At 52.3% G+C, this 18,322-nt stretch carries 19 protein-coding genes, 1 other RNA gene and 1 pseudogene; 13 read left to right on the forward strand and 8 right to left on the reverse strand.

The features are described from left to right. Window positions 1-105 precede the first annotated feature (105 nt). The 3 genes from ppiD to AC6EMZ_RS00595 all read left to right on the forward strand — a co-directional run bounded on the left by ppiD (window position 106) and on the right by AC6EMZ_RS00595 (window position 3,005). A complete protein-coding gene (gene ppiD, locus AC6EMZ_RS00585; RefSeq protein WP_498400434.1) occupies window positions 106-1,980 on the forward strand; it encodes a peptidylprolyl isomerase in 1,875 nt (624 codons plus the stop codon). Between the two features lie 148 nt (window positions 1,981-2,128). Next, window positions 2,129-2,509 (forward strand): helix-hairpin-helix domain-containing protein, encoded by a 381-nt coding sequence (locus AC6EMZ_RS00590; RefSeq protein ID WP_498400435.1) that lies wholly within the window; start codon window positions 2,129-2,131, stop codon window positions 2,507-2,509. Between the two features lie 97 nt (window positions 2,510-2,606). Then, complete coding sequence (locus AC6EMZ_RS00595) at window positions 2,607-3,005, forward strand: YbgC/FadM family acyl-CoA thioesterase (RefSeq protein ID WP_498400436.1); 399 nt, start codon at window positions 2,607-2,609, stop codon at window positions 3,003-3,005. 86 nt (window positions 3,006-3,091) lie between these two features. On the opposite strand, the gene queC is transcribed toward AC6EMZ_RS00595, so the two are convergent. Both queC and AC6EMZ_RS00605 read right to left on the reverse strand, forming a co-directional pair. Further along, the gene (gene queC / locus AC6EMZ_RS00600; protein WP_498400437.1) at window positions 3,092-3,787 is read right to left on the reverse strand and encodes a 7-cyano-7-deazaguanine synthase QueC; all 696 of its coding nucleotides are present in this window, start codon (window positions 3,785-3,787) and stop codon (window positions 3,092-3,094) included. Window positions 3,788-3,853: 66 nt separating this feature from the next. Further along, window positions 3,854-5,554 carry an SgrR family transcriptional regulator gene (locus AC6EMZ_RS00605; protein ID WP_498400438.1) on the reverse strand — a complete coding sequence of 567 codons (1,701 nt, stop codon included), beginning with the start codon at window positions 5,552-5,554 and terminating at the stop codon, window positions 3,854-3,856. A 101-nt stretch (window positions 5,555-5,655) separates the two neighbouring features. Between AC6EMZ_RS00605 and cof the strand changes: the two genes are divergently transcribed. After that, window positions 5,656-6,474, forward strand: coding sequence for an HMP-PP phosphatase (gene cof, locus AC6EMZ_RS00610; protein ID WP_498400439.1), 819 nt, complete (start codon window positions 5,656-5,658; stop codon window positions 6,472-6,474). Between the two features lie 40 nt (window positions 6,475-6,514). Here cof and AC6EMZ_RS00615 read toward each other — a convergent pair whose 3' ends face one another. Further along, the gene (locus AC6EMZ_RS00615) at window positions 6,515-7,561 is read right to left on the reverse strand and encodes a PLP-dependent cysteine synthase family protein (RefSeq protein WP_498400440.1); all 1,047 of its coding nucleotides are present in this window, start codon (window positions 7,559-7,561) and stop codon (window positions 6,515-6,517) included. A gap of 116 nt (window positions 7,562-7,677) precedes the next feature. Here AC6EMZ_RS00615 and AC6EMZ_RS00620 point away from each other — a divergent pair, with 116 nt between their 5' ends. The 5 genes from AC6EMZ_RS00620 (at window position 7,678) to amtB (ending at window position 13,608) form a co-directional block, all read left to right on the forward strand. Further along, a complete protein-coding gene (locus AC6EMZ_RS00620) occupies window positions 7,678-8,136 on the forward strand; it encodes an Lrp/AsnC family transcriptional regulator (RefSeq protein ID WP_498400441.1) in 459 nt (152 codons plus the stop codon). Window positions 8,137-8,178: 42 nt separating this feature from the next. Beyond that, window positions 8,179-9,951, forward strand: a complete 1,773-nt coding sequence (locus AC6EMZ_RS00625) for a SmdA family multidrug ABC transporter permease/ATP-binding protein (protein ID WP_498400442.1) — start codon at window positions 8,179-8,181, stop codon at window positions 9,949-9,951. Continuing rightward, a complete protein-coding gene (locus AC6EMZ_RS00630) occupies window positions 9,944-11,725 on the forward strand; it encodes a SmdB family multidrug efflux ABC transporter permease/ATP-binding protein (protein ID WP_498400443.1) in 1,782 nt (593 codons plus the stop codon). The genes AC6EMZ_RS00625 and AC6EMZ_RS00630 overlap by 8 nt, the downstream gene beginning before the upstream one ends. 222 nt (window positions 11,726-11,947) lie before the next feature. Beyond that, complete coding sequence (gene glnK / locus AC6EMZ_RS00635) at window positions 11,948-12,286, forward strand: P-II family nitrogen regulator (protein ID WP_012016323.1); 339 nt, start codon at window positions 11,948-11,950, stop codon at window positions 12,284-12,286. Window positions 12,287-12,321: 35 nt separating this feature from the next. Next, a complete protein-coding gene (gene amtB / locus AC6EMZ_RS00640) occupies window positions 12,322-13,608 on the forward strand; it encodes an ammonium transporter AmtB (RefSeq protein ID WP_498400444.1) in 1,287 nt (428 codons plus the stop codon). Between the two features lie 48 nt (window positions 13,609-13,656). Here the strand turns inward: amtB and tesB are convergent, their stop codons facing one another. Continuing rightward, window positions 13,657-14,517, reverse strand: coding sequence for an acyl-CoA thioesterase II (gene tesB, locus AC6EMZ_RS00645; RefSeq protein ID WP_498400445.1), 861 nt, complete (start codon window positions 14,515-14,517; stop codon window positions 13,657-13,659). Window positions 14,518-14,723: 206 nt separating this feature from the next. On the opposite strand from tesB, the gene AC6EMZ_RS00650 reads away from it, so the two are divergent. Further along, complete coding sequence (locus tag AC6EMZ_RS00650) at window positions 14,724-15,293, forward strand: YbaY family lipoprotein (RefSeq protein ID WP_498400446.1); 570 nt, start codon at window positions 14,724-14,726, stop codon at window positions 15,291-15,293. A gap of 35 nt (window positions 15,294-15,328) precedes the next feature. On the opposite strand, the gene AC6EMZ_RS00655 is transcribed toward AC6EMZ_RS00650, so the two are convergent. From AC6EMZ_RS00655 to AC6EMZ_RS00670, 4 genes and pseudogenes are all read right to left on the reverse strand, one after another. After that, window positions 15,329-15,640 carry an MGMT family protein gene (locus AC6EMZ_RS00655; RefSeq protein WP_498400447.1) on the reverse strand — a complete coding sequence of 104 codons (312 nt, stop codon included), beginning with the start codon at window positions 15,638-15,640 and terminating at the stop codon, window positions 15,329-15,331. 146 nt (window positions 15,641-15,786) lie between these two features. Beyond that, window positions 15,787-16,098: a DUF1493 family protein gene (locus AC6EMZ_RS00660; protein ID WP_498400448.1), complete on the reverse strand. Its 312-nt coding sequence runs from the start codon at window positions 16,096-16,098 to the stop codon at window positions 15,787-15,789. A 14-nt stretch (window positions 16,099-16,112) separates the two neighbouring features. Beyond that, window positions 16,113-16,556 (reverse strand): STM2901 family protein, encoded by a 444-nt coding sequence (locus AC6EMZ_RS00665; protein WP_498400449.1) that lies wholly within the window; start codon window positions 16,554-16,556, stop codon window positions 16,113-16,115. A 6-nt stretch (window positions 16,557-16,562) separates the two neighbouring features. Beyond that, window positions 16,563-17,048: pseudogene (locus AC6EMZ_RS00670) on the reverse strand (Hcp family type VI secretion system effector). A 398-nt stretch (window positions 17,049-17,446) separates the two neighbouring features. On the opposite strand from AC6EMZ_RS00670, the gene ffs reads away from it, so the two are divergent. The 3 genes from ffs to AC6EMZ_RS00685 all read left to right on the forward strand — a co-directional run bounded on the left by ffs (window position 17,447) and on the right by AC6EMZ_RS00685 (window position 18,276). Beyond that, window positions 17,447-17,543: signal recognition particle sRNA small type (ffs, locus tag AC6EMZ_RS00675), an RNA gene on the forward strand. Window positions 17,544-17,812: 269 nt separating this feature from the next. Continuing rightward, window positions 17,813-18,064: a hypothetical protein gene (locus tag AC6EMZ_RS00680; RefSeq protein ID WP_498400450.1), complete on the forward strand. Its 252-nt coding sequence runs from the start codon at window positions 17,813-17,815 to the stop codon at window positions 18,062-18,064. Beyond that, entirely contained in the window at window positions 18,061-18,276 is a 216-nt protein-coding gene (locus AC6EMZ_RS00685) for a hypothetical protein (RefSeq protein ID WP_498400451.1), read from the forward strand. The genes AC6EMZ_RS00680 and AC6EMZ_RS00685 overlap by 4 nt, the downstream gene beginning before the upstream one ends. Window positions 18,277-18,322 lie beyond the last annotated feature (46 nt).

Genomic DNA, 18,322 nt, shown 5'->3' on the forward strand with positions numbered 1-18,322 from the left:
TGACAATTGCCCCGGTTTCTTGTCACAATACGGCTTTGCGCGCTGCGGTAAGGATTTCCGTCAGCGTGAGGTCACCAGTCACCTACAGCGGAGTGTGGTTACACCATGATGGACAGCTTACGCACGGCTGCTAACAGTCTCGTGCTCAAGATTATTTTCGGTATCATTATCCTGTCGTTCATTTTGACCGGCGTGAGCGGATATCTGATCGGCGGTAGCAGCAACTACGCCGCAAAAGTGAATGGCCAGGAAATCAGCCGTGGGCAATTTGAAAATGCCTTCGCGGGTGAGCGTAATCGTATGCAGCAACAATTAGGCGATCAGTTCTCTGAGCTGGCGGCAAATGAAGGCTACATGAAAACATTGCGTCAGCAGACCGTGAACCGTCTTATCGACGAGGCGCTGCTGGATCAGTACGCCAAACATTTGGGTCTGGGTATCAGCGACGATCAGATCAAAAAAGCGATTATTTCTACTCCGGCTTTCCAGTCAAACGGCAAATTCGACAACACTCGTTATAACTCAATCGTTAATCAGATGGGTATGACGGCCGATCAGTACGCACAGGCGCTGCGTAACCAACTGACCACTCAGCAACTGATTAACGCTGTTGTGGGTACTGACTTCATGCTTAAAGGCGAAACCGACGAGCTGGCAGCGCTGGTTGCGCAGCAGCGTGTGGTCCGTGAAGCGACTATCGACGTTAACGCATTGGCCGCTAAACAGCAGGTCAGCGACGAAGAAATTAACGCTTACTACGAGCAAAACAAAAGCAATTTCACCGCACCTGAGCAGTTCCGCGTGAGTTATATCAAGCTGGACGCTGCTGCGATGCAGGAAACCGCGTCTGACAGCGATATCCAGTCTTACTACGATCAGCATCAGGACCAGTTCACTCAGGCGCAGCGTAACCGCTACAGCGTGATTCAGACTAAAACAGAAGCTGATGCTAAGGCTGTTGTTGAAGAACTGACGAAAGGCGCAGATTTCGCGGCCGTGGCAAAAGCAAAATCGACTGACATCATCTCTGCCAAAAACGGCGGCGATATGGGCTGGTTAGAAGATGCCACCACTCCGGAAGAATTGAAAAACGCGGGTCTCAAGGACAAAGGTCAGCTTTCTGGTGTGATCAAATCTTCCGTGGGCTTCCTGGTTGCGCGTCTGGACGATGTTCAGCCCGCGAAAACCAAACCGCTGGCTGACGTTCGTGATGAAATAGCGGCGAAGGTGAAGCAGGAGAAAGCGCTGGACGCATTCTATGCATTGCAACAGAAAGTCAGCGACGCGGCGAGTAACGACAACGAATCTCTGGCTGGTGCCGAGCAGGCAGCGGGCACTAAAGCGGTCGTCACTGGCTGGTTTGGTCACCAGAATCTGCCGGAAGAGCTGAACTTTAAACCGGTATCAGACGCTATCTTCAATGGCGGTTTGGTGGGTGACAATGGTGCTCCGGGAAATAACTCCGACATCATCACTGTTGACGGCGACCGTGCGTTTGTCCTGCGCGTTACTGAACACAAAGCGGAATCCATTAAACCGCTGGAAGCAGTGAAAGATCAGATCACAGCGCTGGTGAAACATACCAAAGCCGAACAGCAGGCGAAGCTTGATGCAGAAAAACTGCTGGCTGAGCTGAAAGCAGGCAAGGGTGATGTTGCGCTTAAAGCAGCCGGTCTGAGCTTCGGTGAAGCTAAAACGCTGAGCCGTACGGGTCAGGATCCGATTAGTCAGGCTGCGTTTGGTCTGCCTCTTCCTGCTAAAGATAAGCCGAGCTTCGGTACGGCCTCCGACATGCAGGGTAACATCGTTCTGCTGGCACTGGATGAAGTGAAGGCCGGTACAATGCCAGATGAGCAGAAAAAAGCGATGGTGCAGGGTATCACTCAGAACAATGCACAGATCGCCTTCGAAGCGCTGATGAGCAATCTGCGCAAAGAAGCCAAAATCAAGATGGGCGATATCATTACTCAACAGCAGTAATTACGTACCCCCTCGCAGATTTTCGTAACGCTCTGCAATATTAAAAGGCCGCTTTCGCGGCCTTTTCCATTTCTGAAATCTGCTATTTGTTCTTGTTTAACCGCGCGGCTATCGTGACCTGGCTGTCAACAAACAAGGAGAAAACAGCATGAAACGTGAAATCAAAGCACTTTTTATTAGCCTGGCAATCGTCACCGCTGGAATGAGTGGTAGCGCGCTTGCGGCAACACCTGCGGGGAAAGCGCAGGCCGTTGAAGCGAAAGCCGACACCAACGCACAGGCTCCGGCAAAGACGAAAGCTGTCGAAGCCGGTAAAAGCACCGAGGATGATGGTACGCGGGTAAGCATTAATTCAGCTTCAGCAGAAGATTTAGCACGCGCGATGAATGGCGTCGGGTTGAAAAAGGCGGAGGCTATCGTCAGCTATCGCGACGAGTACGGCCCTTTCAAAACTCTCGACGATCTCAAACAGGTTCCCGGTATGGGGAGTTCGCTGGTTGAACGCAATCTTGCACACCTGACGTTGTAACCCTAATAACTTGCACAGTGGCAAAAATTTGCCAGGATAAAGAGGTCATACCAGTTGTGACCTCACATCCTATAACAACAGCAAAGGCTATTGCGCTATGCAGACACAGATCAAAGTACGCGGTTATCACATTGATATTTACCAGCACGTGAATAACGCTCGCTATCTTGAATTTCTAGAAGAAGCCCGATGGGATGGGCTGGAAAACAGTGACAGTTTTAAATGGCTGACGGCACACAACATCGCCTTCATTGTGGCCAATATTAATATCAATTATCGCCGTCCGGCGGTGCTTGGTGATGTGCTCACCATTACCAGTCAGGTGCAGCAACTCAATGGTAAAAGCGGGGTGCTGAGTCAAACGGTCACGCTTGATCCCGAAGGACAGATAGTGGCCGATGCGCTGATTACTTTTGTCTGTATCGATCTCAAAACGCAAAAAGCCTTGCCGCTTGAAGGCGAACTGAGGGAAAAGCTGGAGCTGATTATCGAGTAGTGACTTTTTTAGGGAGGCATCCCAAATATAAAAGCCGCTCTGAATGGTAGGCTCAGGCGGCTCTTGAAAGAATCAGGACGTGAAGCTTACTTCAACCCGGTTTTCTTCTTCATCGCGGCCATCACCGCTGGTTTATCCGCCAGATAGTGATGAAGGCCGTTCGCGCGCAGGTTACAGGCGGCACATTGTCCGCAGCCGTCGCCTTTAATCCCGTTATAGCAGGTCAGCGTTTCGCTGCGCACCAGGTCAAGCTTGCCCCAATAATCAGCCAATGCCCAGGTCTCAGCTTTATCAAGCCACATTAGCGGCGTTTCAAAGCGTGTCTCTTTTGCCATGCCCAGATCGACCGCGTGGTTCAGGGCTTTCACGAACTCATCACGGCAGTCAGGATAGCCAGAGAAATCGGTTTCGCAAACGCCGGTAATAATCGCTTCGGCTTTTACCTGGTATGCGTAAATGGCGGTGAGCGTCAGAAAAAGAATATTGCGGCCTGGAACAAAGGTATTAGGAATGCCGTCGGCATCAGGCTCGTAATCAGGGACAGGAATACTGTCGCGGGTGAGGCTACTCACGGCCAGTTCGTTTAACAGCGTGACGTCCAGCACCTTATGCGCACGAGCGCCCAGTTTCAACGCCAGTTCGCGAGCCACGTCGATTTCGGCACGATGTCGCTGCCCATAATCAAACGTCACACAATGCACTTCATCATACTGATGCAGGGCCTGAACCAGACAGGTAGTGGAATCTTGTCCTCCGCTGAACACGACGACGGCACGTTTCATAAATAGTCTCAACAATATTGATTAAAACGTCATGGTAACGTCTGGTCAGTGCGGCGACCAGCTTCTTCACGTTTTTGGGGCCGGAAGCCAGGCTTGGGTGAAATCGAACCAGCCACGCGCGTTAAGACGAATACCATTCACCCCAGGAGGGGCGCTGATTTGATACTGATAATTAAACAGTGGCGTCAGAACGGCGTTTTCCATTAAGCGGGTAAAAATATCTTTTAGTCCCGCGCTTCGGGCATCTTCACTCACCTGAGTCTGCACGGCGTCCAGCGTCGCCTGTAAATGCGCATATTGCGGCGCGCTCAGCAGGTGCGGCCACAGGGCATCGCAGCGTAACCATTGCTCCAGCGTATACTCTGGCGCCTCGCCTATCAGCCTGTCGCCCATGATCAAATCTGCATCGGCAAGGGCGTTGCAGCCGTCCCAGGTTTTAGCATTATGAAAAATAACGCAAAGCTGACAGTTTTGAAGTGCAAGATAGCGTTTGAGTTGTTCTGCCATCGTGTGAAGCTCAACGGGCAGATGGTAAATCAGGGTTAGTCTCTCAGGGAGCGAAACATCCTTCATGTCCGGCCATTCAGGAATGGTCCAGTCCGGAAGTAGCTCCTGTGACGGCGTGATAAGATTTTCATCAAGCGGTAGCGTGTGCAGCAGGGTGGTGTGATGGATGATATTCATCAGCCGTTGTGCCTGCATTTTGCTTAGCCGCGCGCTTTGTTTGAGCGTCAGATAGCAGAATCCCAGACTGATGCTGTTGCTCACTAAACGCAGGCTGGCCAGTTCGTCAGGCTCCCCAATGGCAATCTGGACGGGATGGCGACAGCTCGTGCCTAAATCCTGCTCGAACAGTTGTGGCGTTATCCAGTACTCAATCGCCTTGAGAAGCGGGTGACTCAGGTGATATTGCTCATGAGACTCCAGGCGAACCAAATCCCGCTCGTAGACGCTCAGGCGAAATGGACCGCTGCCCGTCTGGGGATATTCAGGGTGCGCAAGTCGGCTGCAATAGCTCGCCAGGCGATGTGCCAGCCAGTAATCCGGCTGATGTAAAATAAGGGTCAGACACTGCGGATGCGTGACTTCGATGTGCATCACGCTATGCAATAATTTCCGCAAAGCCGGCAGGGCAAAAAGCGCTGACAGACTGGCCTGTAACTGCGCGGTTTCGACTTTATCGCCATTATGCCAGTGCAGCGTAGAACGGATATAAAAATGCCAGCGCAATCCATCGGGTGACACTTCCCAGTGATGGGCAAGATCGCCCTCAGGTTCACTGCTATTACCGTTAAACCGCGTAAGGCCGCAGAACACTTGCCCTACCAGATGCTGCTCCGCCCGGCCAGGGAGAAAACCAGGGTGAAGAGGATCGAGGGAGCGATAGTAAGGGATGCGCAGCGTAGGCGTATCATTTTGCCATTGTCCTCCCAGAAAAGGATGCAACAGCGCGCGTAAGTCCTGCGGGGCAATCTGAGCCAGTTCAAGGGCATTGTGTTGCTGCCCGCTTTGCAATGCCTCTTCCATCATCGTGTTGCGCAGCGATTCTGGCGAAACGTGAAAAGTCAGCTCACCGCGCTTGCCGCGACCAGATTGCGAGCGCCAGGTTAACCAACCGGCCTCCTGAGCCTGACGCAGGAGGGTGCGCACATGCCGTTCGCTACAAAAACAGCGGCTGGCAAGTTCGGAAACGGTGATCTGCTGCATTTCACCCATCGAGGGCTGCCACAGACGTTGATACTGATTAAGACGATTAAGCTGGCGCATGTTAAACCCGGAACAATAATTTTTATCTATTCACTATTACTTCCGTATATCTCACTGGATACTGATACACAAGTTAACCTCATCACATTTCGGGAGTCATCATGGCGCGGCTTGCAGCATTTGATATGGACGGCACGCTTTTAATGCCGGATCACCGCCTGGGGGAGAAAACCCTGAGCACGCTGAGGCGGCTGCATGAGCGTGACGTCACCCTGACTTTCGCCACCGGACGTCATGTGCTGGAAATGCGTCATCTGCTGAGCGCATTTTCTCTTGATGCTTTTCTGATTACCGGCAACGGTACCCGGATTCATTCTGTCGAAGGTGAGGTCCTGTATCGTCAGGATTTGGATCCAGAAATCGCGGATTTGGTTCTGCACAGCACCTGGGATACGCAGGCCAGCGTCCACGTATTTAACGACTCGGGGTGGCTTACAGGCCAGGAGATCCCGGAACTGTTGCAAGCCCACGTCTACAGCGGATTCAAATATCAGTTAACCGATCTTCGGCGTATACCGGCTCATTTGGTCACCAAGATCTGTTTTTGTGGCGATCATGACGATCTCTGCCGCCTGCGTGTTCAGCTTAACGAGGTGCTAGGCACTCGTGCGCATCTCACCTTCTCGGCGGTGGATTGTCTGGAAGTGTTACCAGTGGGATGTAACAAAGGTTCCGCGCTGGCAGTACTGAGCGACCGCCTGGGCTTTACGATGCAGGATTGCATGGCGTTTGGCGACGCCATGAACGACCGCGAGATGCTGGGTAGCGTCGGTCGCGGTCTGATAATGGGGAATGCGATGCCGCAGTTAATTGCAGAGCTTGCTCATCTACCGGTTATCGGGCATTGCCGTAACGAAGCAGTGTCCCACTTTTTGACGCATTGGCTGGACAAACCAAACCTCCCATATTCCCCCGAATAGTGAGACTCTTCCAGCAAGCCAGACTTCGGTCTGGCTTTTTTTATTTCACCATCTGCGCAATTTGCGCTTTCCACGGCTCAAGATCGCCTACGTTGATTCTCACCCAGTCGGCATTGTAATAAGTGTCGAGATAACGCTCACCGCTGTCGCACAGCAGGGTGACGATAGAACCGGTTCGGCCTTCGTCGCGCATCCGTGAAGCTAACTGCAAAACTCCCCACATGTTGGTCCCCGTAGATGCTCCTACTTTACGACCGAGCTGCGTTTCCAGCCAGTGCGCGGTCGCCACGCTTGCTGCATCAGGCACGCGCAGCATTTCATCAACCACATCGGGAATAAACGACGGCTCGACGCGCGGGCGACCGATCCCTTCAATTTTACTCCCCACCGGGCTGCGTAAGCTTGCATCGCGACTCTGCCAGTAATCCATGAACACGGAGTTCTGCGGGTCGACCACCATCAGTCTGGTGTCGTAGCCCTGGCAGCGGATATAGCGGCCGATAGTCGCGGACGTCCCGCCCGTACCGGCGCTCATCACGATATAGGATGGCTCAGGATGCGGCTCGTTGTTCATCTGGCGGAAAATGCTATCGGCAATATTGTTATTGCCGCGCCAGTCAGTAGCGCGTTCGGCGTAGGTAAACTGATCCATATAGTGGCCGTTTAGCTCGCGGGCGAGCATTTCTGAGGCGTCGTAGATCTCACAGGCGCTTTCCACAAAGTGGCAGCGGCCGCCGTAAAACTCGATTTGTTCGATTTTGCGTTTTGCGGTGCAGGAAGGCATGACGGCGATAAATGGCAAGCCCAGCAGACGAGCAAAATAGGCTTCTGACACGGCGGTCGAGCCAGACGATGATTCAATAATCGTCGTGCCTTCTTTGATCCAACCGTTGCATAAACCGTACAGAAACAGCGAACGCGCCAGACGATGCTTCAGGCTCCCTGTCGGGTGCGTGCTCTCATCTTTCAGGTACAGCTGGATACCCGTAAAACCCGGCAACGCAAGGCGAATCAGGTGTGTATCCGCCGAACGTTGATAGTCGGCATTTATCTCGCTGATGGCATGTTTGACCCAAGTGCTATTCATCGTCTGTATCCGTTTGTCATTTTGTGCCCAGCATAGCGAAAAGCACGGAAAAAATTGTTGCTATCTGACCTTTGAAATAGAATATCAGGAGAAAAATTTTCTCTGTGAGGTGGGGTATGTTAGATAAAATTGACCGTAAGCTGCTCTCCTTACTGCAAAAGGACTGCACCCTCTCTTTGCAGGCACTCGCTGATGCCGTTAATCTGACGACTACGCCATGCTGGAAGCGTCTCAAAAGACTCGAAGATGATGGCATCCTGCTGGGGCGCGTTGCGCTGCTGGATCCTGAAAAACTGGGGCTTGGATTGACCGCGTTTGTTCTGATAAAAACACAGCATCACAGCAGCGACTGGTATTGCCGCTTCGTGACCGAGGTGTCAGACATGCCGGAGGTGCTCGGTTTTTGGCGCATGGCGGGTGAATACGATTATCTGATGCGCGTTCAGGTGGCTGACATGAAACGCTATGACGACTTCTACAAACGCCTGGTGAACAGCGTGCCGGGCCTGTCAGATGTCACCTCAAGCTTCGCCATGGAACAGATAAAATACACCACAGCACTACCCATTGAATAACTTCCCGGCCAGGCCGGAACAATACCTTCAGGAATTTACCGCGTGCGATTATTTGCTCAATTATGCTGGTACTTTCGTCGGGAGTGGCGACGCTATCTCGGCGCAGTGGCTTTGCTTATCATCATTGCTATCTTGCAACTGATCCCGCCAAAAGTGGTGGGATATGTGGTGGACGGCGTTACGGAACAACATTACACCACCGCACGGGTGATGATGTGGGTCGGCACGCTTGTGCTTACGGCGACGATCGTTTATTTGCTGCGTTACGTCTGGCGTGTGCTGTTGTTTGGTGCGTCTTACCAGCTTGCCGTTGAACTGCGTGAAGATTTTTATCGCCAGTTGAGTCGTCAACATCCCGAGTTTTATCTGCGTCATCGCACTGGTGATTTGATCGCGCGTGCCACCAACGACGTGGACCGTGTGGTATTTGCCGCCGGGGAAGGGGTGCTTACGCTGGTGGATTCGCTGGTGATGGGGTGCGCGGTATTGATTGTGATGTCGACGCAAATCAGCTGGCAGCTCACGCTGCTTGCCCTGCTGCCGATGCCAATTATGGCGCTGGCGATCAAGCGTTACGGCGATCAATTGCACGAGCGTTTTAAGCTGGCGCAGGCGGCGTTCTCGTCGCTGAACGACAGAACGCAGGAGAGCATGACCAGCATCCGCATGATCAAAGCTTTTGGTCTGGAAGATCGTCAGTCTGCTCTCTTTGCCGCCGATGCCGCCGATACCGGCGCAAAAAACCTGCGCGTGGCGCGCATTGATGCCCGGTTCGATCCGACGATTTATATCGCGATCGGTACGGCAAACCTGCTGGCCATTGGCGGCGGGAGCTGGATGGTCGTGAACGGCTCAATGACGCTGGGTCAATTGACCAGCTTTGTCATGTATCTCGGGTTGATGATTTGGCCAATGCTGGCACTTGCGTGGATGTTTAACATCGTTGAGCGCGGTAGCGCGGCGTATAGCCGTATTCGCGCGATGCTTGCCGAAGCACCGGTCGTTAACGATGGCAGCGAAGCCGTGCCAAAAGGGCGCGGGGCGCTGGATGTCGCCATTGATACTTTTATTTATCCGCAAACAGACCATCGGGTTCTGGATAACGTGCATTTCGCCCTCCGTCCCGGGCAGATGCTGGGGATTTGTGGGCCGACGGGGGCAGGTAAAAGCACCGTGCTGTCACTGATTCAGCGTCACTTTGATGTCACGCAGGGGGAGATTCGTTTTCACGATATTCCGCTTACCCGCCTGCAACTGGATGACTGGCGCAGTCGTCTGGCGGTCGTCAGCCAGACACCGTTTTTGTTCTCCGATACGGTAGCCAATAATATTGCGCTGGGCCATCCCAATGCCACGCAGGAAGAAATTGAACAGGTGGCGAAGCTCGCCAGCGTCCATGACGATATTCTGCGTCTGCCGCAGGGATACGAAACCGAAGTCGGCGAGCGTGGCGTGATGCTCTCAGGGGGGCAAAAACAGCGTATTTCGATTGCTCGCGCGCTGCTGCTGAATGCGGAAATCCTGATCCTCGACGATGCGCTTTCGGCTGTCGATGGGCGTACGGAGCACCAGATTCTGCATAATTTGCGGCAGTGGGGCGAAGGCCGCACGGTGATCATTAGCGCTCACCGCTTATCGGCATTGACCGAGGCGAATGAAATTCTGGTCATGCAGCACGGGCATATCGCCCAGCGCGGGGAGCACGAGCGGCTGGCTGAGCAGCCAGGATGGTATCGCGATATGTATCGCTATCAGCAGCTGGAAGCCGCGTTGAATGACGCACCTGAACAGCGCGAGGAGGCCGCGGATGCATAAGTTTGGACAGCTGTGGCCCACGCTAAAACGCCTGCTGGCTTACGGTTCGCCATGGCGCAAACCGCTTTCTATCGCCGTGGTGATGCTGTGGGTCGCGGCGATTGCGGAGGTGAGCGGCCCGCTGCTTATTAGCTATTTCATCGATAATATGGTCGCCAAAAGTAATATGCCGCTAGGGCTGGTGGTAGGGCTAGGCGTTGCATACATTGGCCTTCAACTGCTGGCGGCCTCATTACATTATGCGCAATCGCTGCTCTTTAATCAGGCGGCGGTCGGCGTCGTGCAACAGTTACGCACCGATGTCATGGACGCGGCGCTGCGCCAGCCGTTGAGCGAGTTTGACACTCAGCCCGTCGGGCAGGTGATTTCACGCGTGACCAACGACACCGAAGTGATCCGCGATCTGTACGTCACGGTGGTGGCGACGGTGCTGCGCAGTGCTGCGCTCGTCGGGGCGATGCTGGTAGCAATGTTCAGCCTTGACTGGCGCATGGCGCTGGTGGCGATCACCATTTTCCCTGCCGTGATGATCGTGATGGTCATTTATCAGCGCTACAGCACGCCGATTGTGCGTCGGCTACGTGCGTACCTTGCCGATATCAATGACGGCTTCAATGAAGTCATTAACGGCATGAGCGTTATCCAGCAGTTCCGTCAGCAGGGGCGCTTTGGCGAACGAATGGGTGAGGCCAGCCGTTCGCACTATATGGCGCGTATGCAGACGTTGCGTCTCGATGGCTTCTTGCTGCGTCCGTTGCTAAGCCTGTTTTCGGCCCTGGTGCTATGTGGCCTGCTGATGCTGTTCGGGTTTGGTTCTGGCGGCACCATTGAAGTTGGCGTGCTGTATGCTTTTATTAGCTATCTTGGGCGCTTAAACGAGCCGTTGATCGAATTGACGACGCAGCAATCGATACTGCAACAGGCCGTGGTAGCGGGTGAACGCGTATTTGAACTCATGGACAGACCGCGTCAAACCTATGGTGATGACGAGCGTGAACTGCAAAGCGGTTCTATTGCGGTCGAGAACGTCTCCTTTGCTTATCGCGATGACCGACTGGTTTTACAGGATATCAACCTGGATATTCCGTCGCGTAGCTTTGTCGCGCTCGTCGGGCACACAGGCAGCGGTAAGAGTACGCTCGCCAGCCTGCTTATGGGCTACTACCCGCTGACTCAGGGCGAAATTCGCCTTGATGGTCGCCCGTTGTCCTCTCTGAGCCACGGGGTACTGCGCAAAGGGATTGCGATGGTGCAGCAGGACCCGGTCGTCATGGCAGACTCTTTCTTCGCTAACGTCACGCTGGGCCGCCCGTTTACGGAACAGCAGGTGTGGGATGTGCTGGAAAAGGTTCAGTTGGCGGAGCTGGCGCGTGGCTTGAATGACGGCATTTTTACTACGCTGGGCGAGCAGGGCAATAACCTGTCCGTTGGGCAAAAACAGCTGCTGGCACTGGCGCGCGTGCTAATCGATACCCCGCAAATCCTGATTCTTGATGAAGCGACTGCCAGCATCGATTCGGGTACTGAGCAAGCCATCCAGCAGGCGCTGGCGGTGGTGCGTGAGCATACGACGCTGGTGGTGATTGCACATCGCCTTTCTACGATTGTTGATGCGGATACCATTCTGGTTTTGCATCGTGGACAAGCGGTAGAGCGTGGCAATCATCGCGAGTTGCTGGAAGCGAAAGGACGTTACTGGCAAATGTATCAGCTGCAGCTGGCAGGCGAAGAGCTTGCGGCCAGTGCTCGAGAGGAAGAATCACTCAGCGCCTGATGCACCAAAATTAAGCACGTCACTAACAGGATTTTTTGTTGGTGCAAAAAAGAAACGCACCCTGCACTATCGTGGTGCGTTTTTCTTTTCTGTCATCCCCTTTCTCTTCTCTCTTCGCCAGTTACGCCGCCTTTCTTCCGTTTTTTCAACTCTGGCACAGCGCTTGCAATATCTCATGTGTATTAGCTGCCGCCATTATCGAATTCTGACTGGAGAGGATCTATGAAGCTGGTTACGGTTGTCATCAAACCATTCAAACTCGAAGACGTTCGTGAAGCGTTGTCTTCAATGGGTATTCAGGGGCTGACGGTCACCGAAGTGAAAGGCTTTGGTCGTCAGAAGGGACATGCGGAGCTTTATCGCGGAGCAGAATATAGCGTCAACTTCCTGCCTAAGGTGAAGATTGATGTGGCGATTGCTGACGATCAGCTCGATGAAGTGATCGATGTCGTGAGCAAAGCGGCCTACACCGGCAAAATTGGCGACGGCAAAATTTTCGTTGCCGAATTGCAGCGCGTCATTCGCATCCGTACGGGCGAAGCTGACGAAGCCGCACTGTAAGTAACTCCTGGCACACAGTGATAGGGATCGAGAAAATGAAGATAGCAACAATCAAAACAGCTCTGGGGACTCTGGCACTGCTGCCGGGCCTGGCGATGGCTGCTCCTGCGGTGGCAGACAAAGCCGATAACGCCTTTATGATGATCTGCACCGCGTTGGTGCTGTTCATGACGATTCCGGGCATTGCCCTGTTTTACGGCGGCTTGATCCGCGGGAAAAACGTTTTATCTATGCTCACTCAGGTTGCGGTGACTTTTGCGCTGGTCTGCGTGCTGTGGGTGGTTTACGGCTACTCGCTGGCGTTTGGCGAAGGTAACGCCTTCTTTGGCAACTTCAACTGGGTGATGCTAAAAAATATCGAACTGACCGCATTAATGGGCAGCTTCTATCAGTATATCCACGTTGCTTTCCAGGGCTCGTTCGCGGCGATTACCGTTGGCCTGATTGTTGGTGCGCTGGCTGAACGTATTCGCTTCTCAGCGGTGTTGATCTTCGTCGTGGTGTGGCTGACGCTCTCCTATGTGCCGATTGCGCACATGGTTTGGGGTGGTGGCTTGCTGGCGGCGCACGGCGCGTTGGACTTCGCAGGCGGTACTGTCGTCCATATTAACGCGGCGGTTGCCGGTCTGGTCGGAGCGTATCTGGTTGGCAAACGCGTGGGCTTTGGCAAAGAAGCGTTTAAACCGCACAATCTGCCGATGGTCTTTACGGGTACTGCGATTCTGTACTTCGGCTGGTTCGGCTTCAACGCAGGTTCTGCAAGTGCGGCTAACGAAATTGCAGCCCTGGCCTTCGTGAACACCGTTGTCGCCACGGCGGGCGCTATCCTGTCATGGGTCTTTGGTGAGTGGGTCGTACGCGGTAAACCGTCTCTGCTGGGTGCGTGTTCTGGTGCCATTGCGGGTCTGGTCGGTATCACTCCAGCCTGCGGATTTGTGGGTGTCGGCGGGGCGCTGATTGTGGGTCTGGTCGCGGGTCTTGCGGGTATGTGGGGTGTGACGGCGCTGAAACGTATTCTGCGCGTTGACGACCCTTGCGACGTGTTTGGCGTACACGGTGTGTGCGGCATCGTCGGCTGCATCATGACCGGTATCTTTGCATCAACGTCTCTGGGCGGTGTGGGTTATGCAGAAGGTGTGACTATGGTCCATCAGCTTCTGGTACAGCTGGAAAGCATCGGCATCACCATTGTCTGGTCAGGTGTGGTTGCCTTTATCGCCTACAAACTTGCGGATATGACGGTTGGGTTGCGCGTACCGGAAGAGCAGGAACGCGAAGGTCTGGACGTCAACAGCCACGGCGAGAATGCGTATAACGCCTAGGTAAAAGCAAAACGGCAACGCAAGTTGCCGTTTTTAGTGTTTGTTCCCTCAGCCTCGATTTCGCATCACCCCTTCCTGCACCGTAGAGGCGACCAGCACGCCGTCCTGAGTATAAAACTCACCGCGCACAAACCCGCGTGCACTGGATGCCGAGGTACTTTCTACACTATACAGCAGCCAGTTGTTCATATCGAACGGACGGTGGAACCACATGGAATGATCGATAGTCGCCACCTGCATTCCTTTTTCCAGGAATCCGACGCCGTGGGGCTGCAAAGCGACCGGCAGGAAGTTAAAGTCCGACGCATAGCCCAGCAGATACTGATGTACGCGAAGATCCGCAGGCACCGTTCCGTTGGCGCGCATCCATACCTGGCGTTTCGGCTCTGCGGCATGGCCCTTCATCGGGTTATGAAATTCAACCGGGCGAATCTCCAGTGGTTTATCGCACAGGAATTTCTCCTTAACCTGCGGGGGCAGGAGATGCGCCAGCGCGCGGGCGATATCGGTTTCTGATTTCAGTTCATCCGGGGCGGGAGCGGGCGGCATCGTTTTTTGATGCTCATAGCCAGGTTCAGGAGCCTGGAATGAAGCGGTCATATAAAAAATCGGTTTGCCATTCTGCACAGCGGCAACTCTACGGGCGCTAAAACTGTTGCCATCGCGCAGCACTTCGACGTCATAAACGATAGGCTTTGCGCTATCGCCCGGACGTAAAAAATAGCTGTGGAATGAATGCACCAGACGGTCTGCGGGCACGGTCTCTTTGGCTGCATAAAGCGCCTGTCCCACGACCTGACCACCAAAGACCTGGCGCAAGCCGAGATCTTCGCTCTGTCCGCGGAAGAGTCCTTCCTCAATTTTTTCCAGATTCAGTAATGTCAGCAGATTGTTCAGTGCTTGACTCATAGTTGTCCTCAATAATACGCCACAGCGAAAGATAAGCTGATTATAACGCAGAAACGGAAGTGGTCCGATGGGTGCAATAATCTGAATAACGAGGCAAAACCAGGCGGAAATAAGTGATATGTGCCACACTTAGTCACGTTATGTTTCTGTTAACGACTATCTGGCGGTATCGATCCCGTCGGTGCATTGATGATAAGGAGAACTCAATGAAACTCGTGCACATGTTAAGTGGTTTAGCGGTAGTGGTTGCCCTGTCTGCCTGTGCGGATAAAAGTGCGGACATCCAGACACCAGCGCCAAACCCAAATGCAGCGGGTGCGACTACGCAGCCAACTATGCAGCAGCCAAATGTTTCAGGTACGGTTTGGATCCGTCAGAAAGTGGCTTTACCACCTGATGCGGTTCTGACAGTGACGCTGTCCGATGCTTCACTGGCCGACGCGCCATCGAAAGTCTTGTCGCAAAAAGCGGTTCGCACAGAAGGTAAGCAGTCGCCGTTCAGTTTTGTGCTGCCGTTTAACCCGGCAGACATCCAGCCAAATGCGCGAATCTTGCTGAGCGCGGCGGTGACCGTGAATGACAAGCTGGTCTTCATCACCGATACGGTACAGCCGGTGATCAACCAGGGCGGCACTAAAGCCGATCTGACGCTGGTACCGGTGCAGCAGACTGCGGTTCCAATGCAGCAAGGCGGTGGTGCAGCGACGACGGTTCCGTCAACGTCGCCAACGCAGGTGAACCCGTCTTCGGCGGTGCCTGCGCCAACCCAGTACTAAGCGGTTCCCTTTGCCCTCTCATTTATGAGAGGGCTTTAATACACCCAGCGATACTTCTGCATATCAATTTCCCCCTTTCCCGACACCTGCACACCTTCAGATAACAGCGCCTGACGTTGCCGCTGTAGATCCGGGCCGGTCAGTGAAATCTCGCCATGTCGATTTACGACGCGATACCAGGGCAGAGTGCTGCCTTCCGGCAGACGCTTCAGCACGCCGCCAACCTGCCGCGCAGCACGCGGTGAACCCGCCAGCCGGGCAACGTCGCCGTAAGTCGTGACGTAACCTTCTGGAATAGAGGCCACAATTTGCCAGACTCGCTGCGGGAAAGAATCATGTTGGTCCAATGCTGTTCTCCCTTGTGATAGGCCAAAAAAGACAATTTAAACAAGGATCTAGTTTTGGTTTGTTCCCTGCAAGAGCGCGAAAATTCAAGATTTTATTGCTATCAAAAGCTATCAATCAAAGAGGTTCAATCGTCCCATATCTTTTTTTAGTCATACAACCATCTTCCCACTTTTGCTGACTCGGCTAGCATACGAAGCGTTAGCGGTTCAGGTTCATCGTCATCCTTCCCGCTAGTAAAAAGTGAGTAAAGGATAAATGTCTCTTCAGGCCAATATCTGTAAAAATTGAAGCCAGAAGGATTAACATCAAAGCGTTCGAAATACTCACTCATGATATCTGCCCCTGTCTCACTAGCCCAAACGTAGTTGCCAGTGCTGAGACTTGTATCAATTGTGACTGGCCACTTCTTATTGGTGAAAAGAGCTGGTTTGTTAAATCTTTCGCTATACCAGGTCATGACCTCCTTATCAGTCACCATAACTTATCGTTTCCTCTGGCTATGGTATTGAATTTCGTTGTTGCCTTGTAAGCGATGGTAGAGACATCAGCAGCAATAACGACAATACCAATGATAGGAATCCATCGCCCCACAAATGCACCAAGATTGGTAACGTAAGTAAATTTCATTCTTCTAATACTGGAGTTGGTCAGTGTGGGTAAGCGTCTGGTTTCAATGTTTAGCCAATGACGTAGCTGTGAACTGAGTGGTGATGTTCCCGGTGTTGTTCCCCCTGGCTTACCCCTCGTTGCTATCTCAGGTTGACCAAGCAGAATTAACCCGACTGTCAGCAGATCACCTGTTTCGAACTGTTCAGCAGTCTCATCAAGGAAAATCCAGAAGAGCAACTCACCAGCGGAAAGGTTGTAAAATCCCCTGTAGAAGTATGTTCCGTTAAGTTCTTCAACTGTATCCATGTTGAGTTATCCCGTTACACGCTCCGCCCATGCGTCGGCATATTGAATGTTGCCGTCCTTGAACGTCCATGTAATTTTAGCGTAGCGTAATTGCACTTGCTCAAGATGGCCGGTATTTATCACCGTCTTTGTGTCATGCATCATGGGCGTGACTGAGACAATTTTCACCGCTTTCAGCAACATGTTGTAGTACTCGACTTCCTGACCTGCATCATTAATCCGGTACCATTAAAACTCCGCACTTTGAAGTATTTGTCCCGTGGCTACAGCTTTCATTAGGTAAGGGGAGGAACTATCAAACTCCTTCTCAAACATAAGAGCGCCATGCACACGTGTCCCTGTTAGTTTGCCGGTATTACCATCTGTTGGAATGTAAAGGTTATGGCTAAATGATGTGATTTCTATGGAGTGCTCGCGATCCTGTACATCTACAGAACCTTTGATGAGAGCTCCGCCATCATCCTTAAGCCAAAGATAAGAGGGAATTGCCATATTTTCTCCTTTTTTGTGTGGTTAATTTGGAGGAGTCTAAACATTTAGTCCTGATGGGTAAATTAGTGATTCTATTTAAGTGATTGTTTAATAAAGGATAATTTTTTATTCAGTGAGGCTGTGAATCAGAAGTAATCGATCGAACTCATCGCTGGATAGTCTATTAAAACCTTCTGGCGGGACATCATTTTGGCGCGGCCTTGGCTTAACTGGCCTGTGTCCATATTGGTCGTTGCAGTCGCTGTTAGTTAATTGAAGAAACCGACCTCAAAACCCCACTCATGTCCTTTGCGCAATAAAGCATCATCTAAACGCCACCGCCTTGCAATTAGGGTACTGAGCAGGGATAATGCGCCTGCGCGTTGGTTATCGACTATCAACGCTCTCAATGGGGGCTCTGTTGGTTCTCCCGCAACGCTACTCTGTTTACCAGGTCAGATCCGGAAGGAAGCAGCCAAAGCAGATGACGCGTGTGCCGGGATGTAGCTGGCAGGGCCCCCACCCATTTGTGCCTTCCTCATACTTCCGCATTCCGCTTCTTGTCCCTTGCAGCCGATAATTTTTCTTAAATCCATTTCTTTTGTATGGCTTTGAAATATATCCTTCATCACACTGAAATATTATTGTCATAAACCTGTAATAATAGACTGGCAAATTAATATTGGCTGTTCTTTTTACTGTCATAAGCAAAAAATATAACTCTGGATTACGCTGTTAACTTCGTGTATTAAATAAAGAACTTATTCCTGAGGGAAGTCGCAAACATGACCACTGCGGTATTAAACGTAAAAATCGATGAAGCGCTAAAAGAAAGACTTCGCCATTACGCAGAAGTTAATAACGAGAATTTAAGCGTGACCACAGAAAAACTGCTGTTGTTGGCTTTCGAAGCAGCGGCTGAGGCGGGAGTATCGGAAGAGGATATCGATAATCAGCATACGGAAGAAGAGAATGTAACTCCATTTACTCCTAAAGAAATCAAGGCACTACGCAAAATTCTGAAGAAGAGAAAATGAAACAACAACTGTCTACCGCCAATGACTACAACGAAGCCTGTGACATGCTTCGTTCAGGTTACGTTAAACACGTGCGTCTTGGCTGGAATGTAGGAAGTGATGAGTTCTTTCGCATTGCGTCTGACTGGTGTGATACGGGCGCAAAAATAAAGAAAGAGGGTGAGGATTTTATTATTTCTATCAAAGGTTTTCCCATTCCTCCTCAGCACTGATGCAAACCTGTGAAAACTGCTGACTGCATTCGTTGCAGCCAGCAGT

The organism is Enterobacter sp. SCRI0065 (assembly GCF_059766475.1).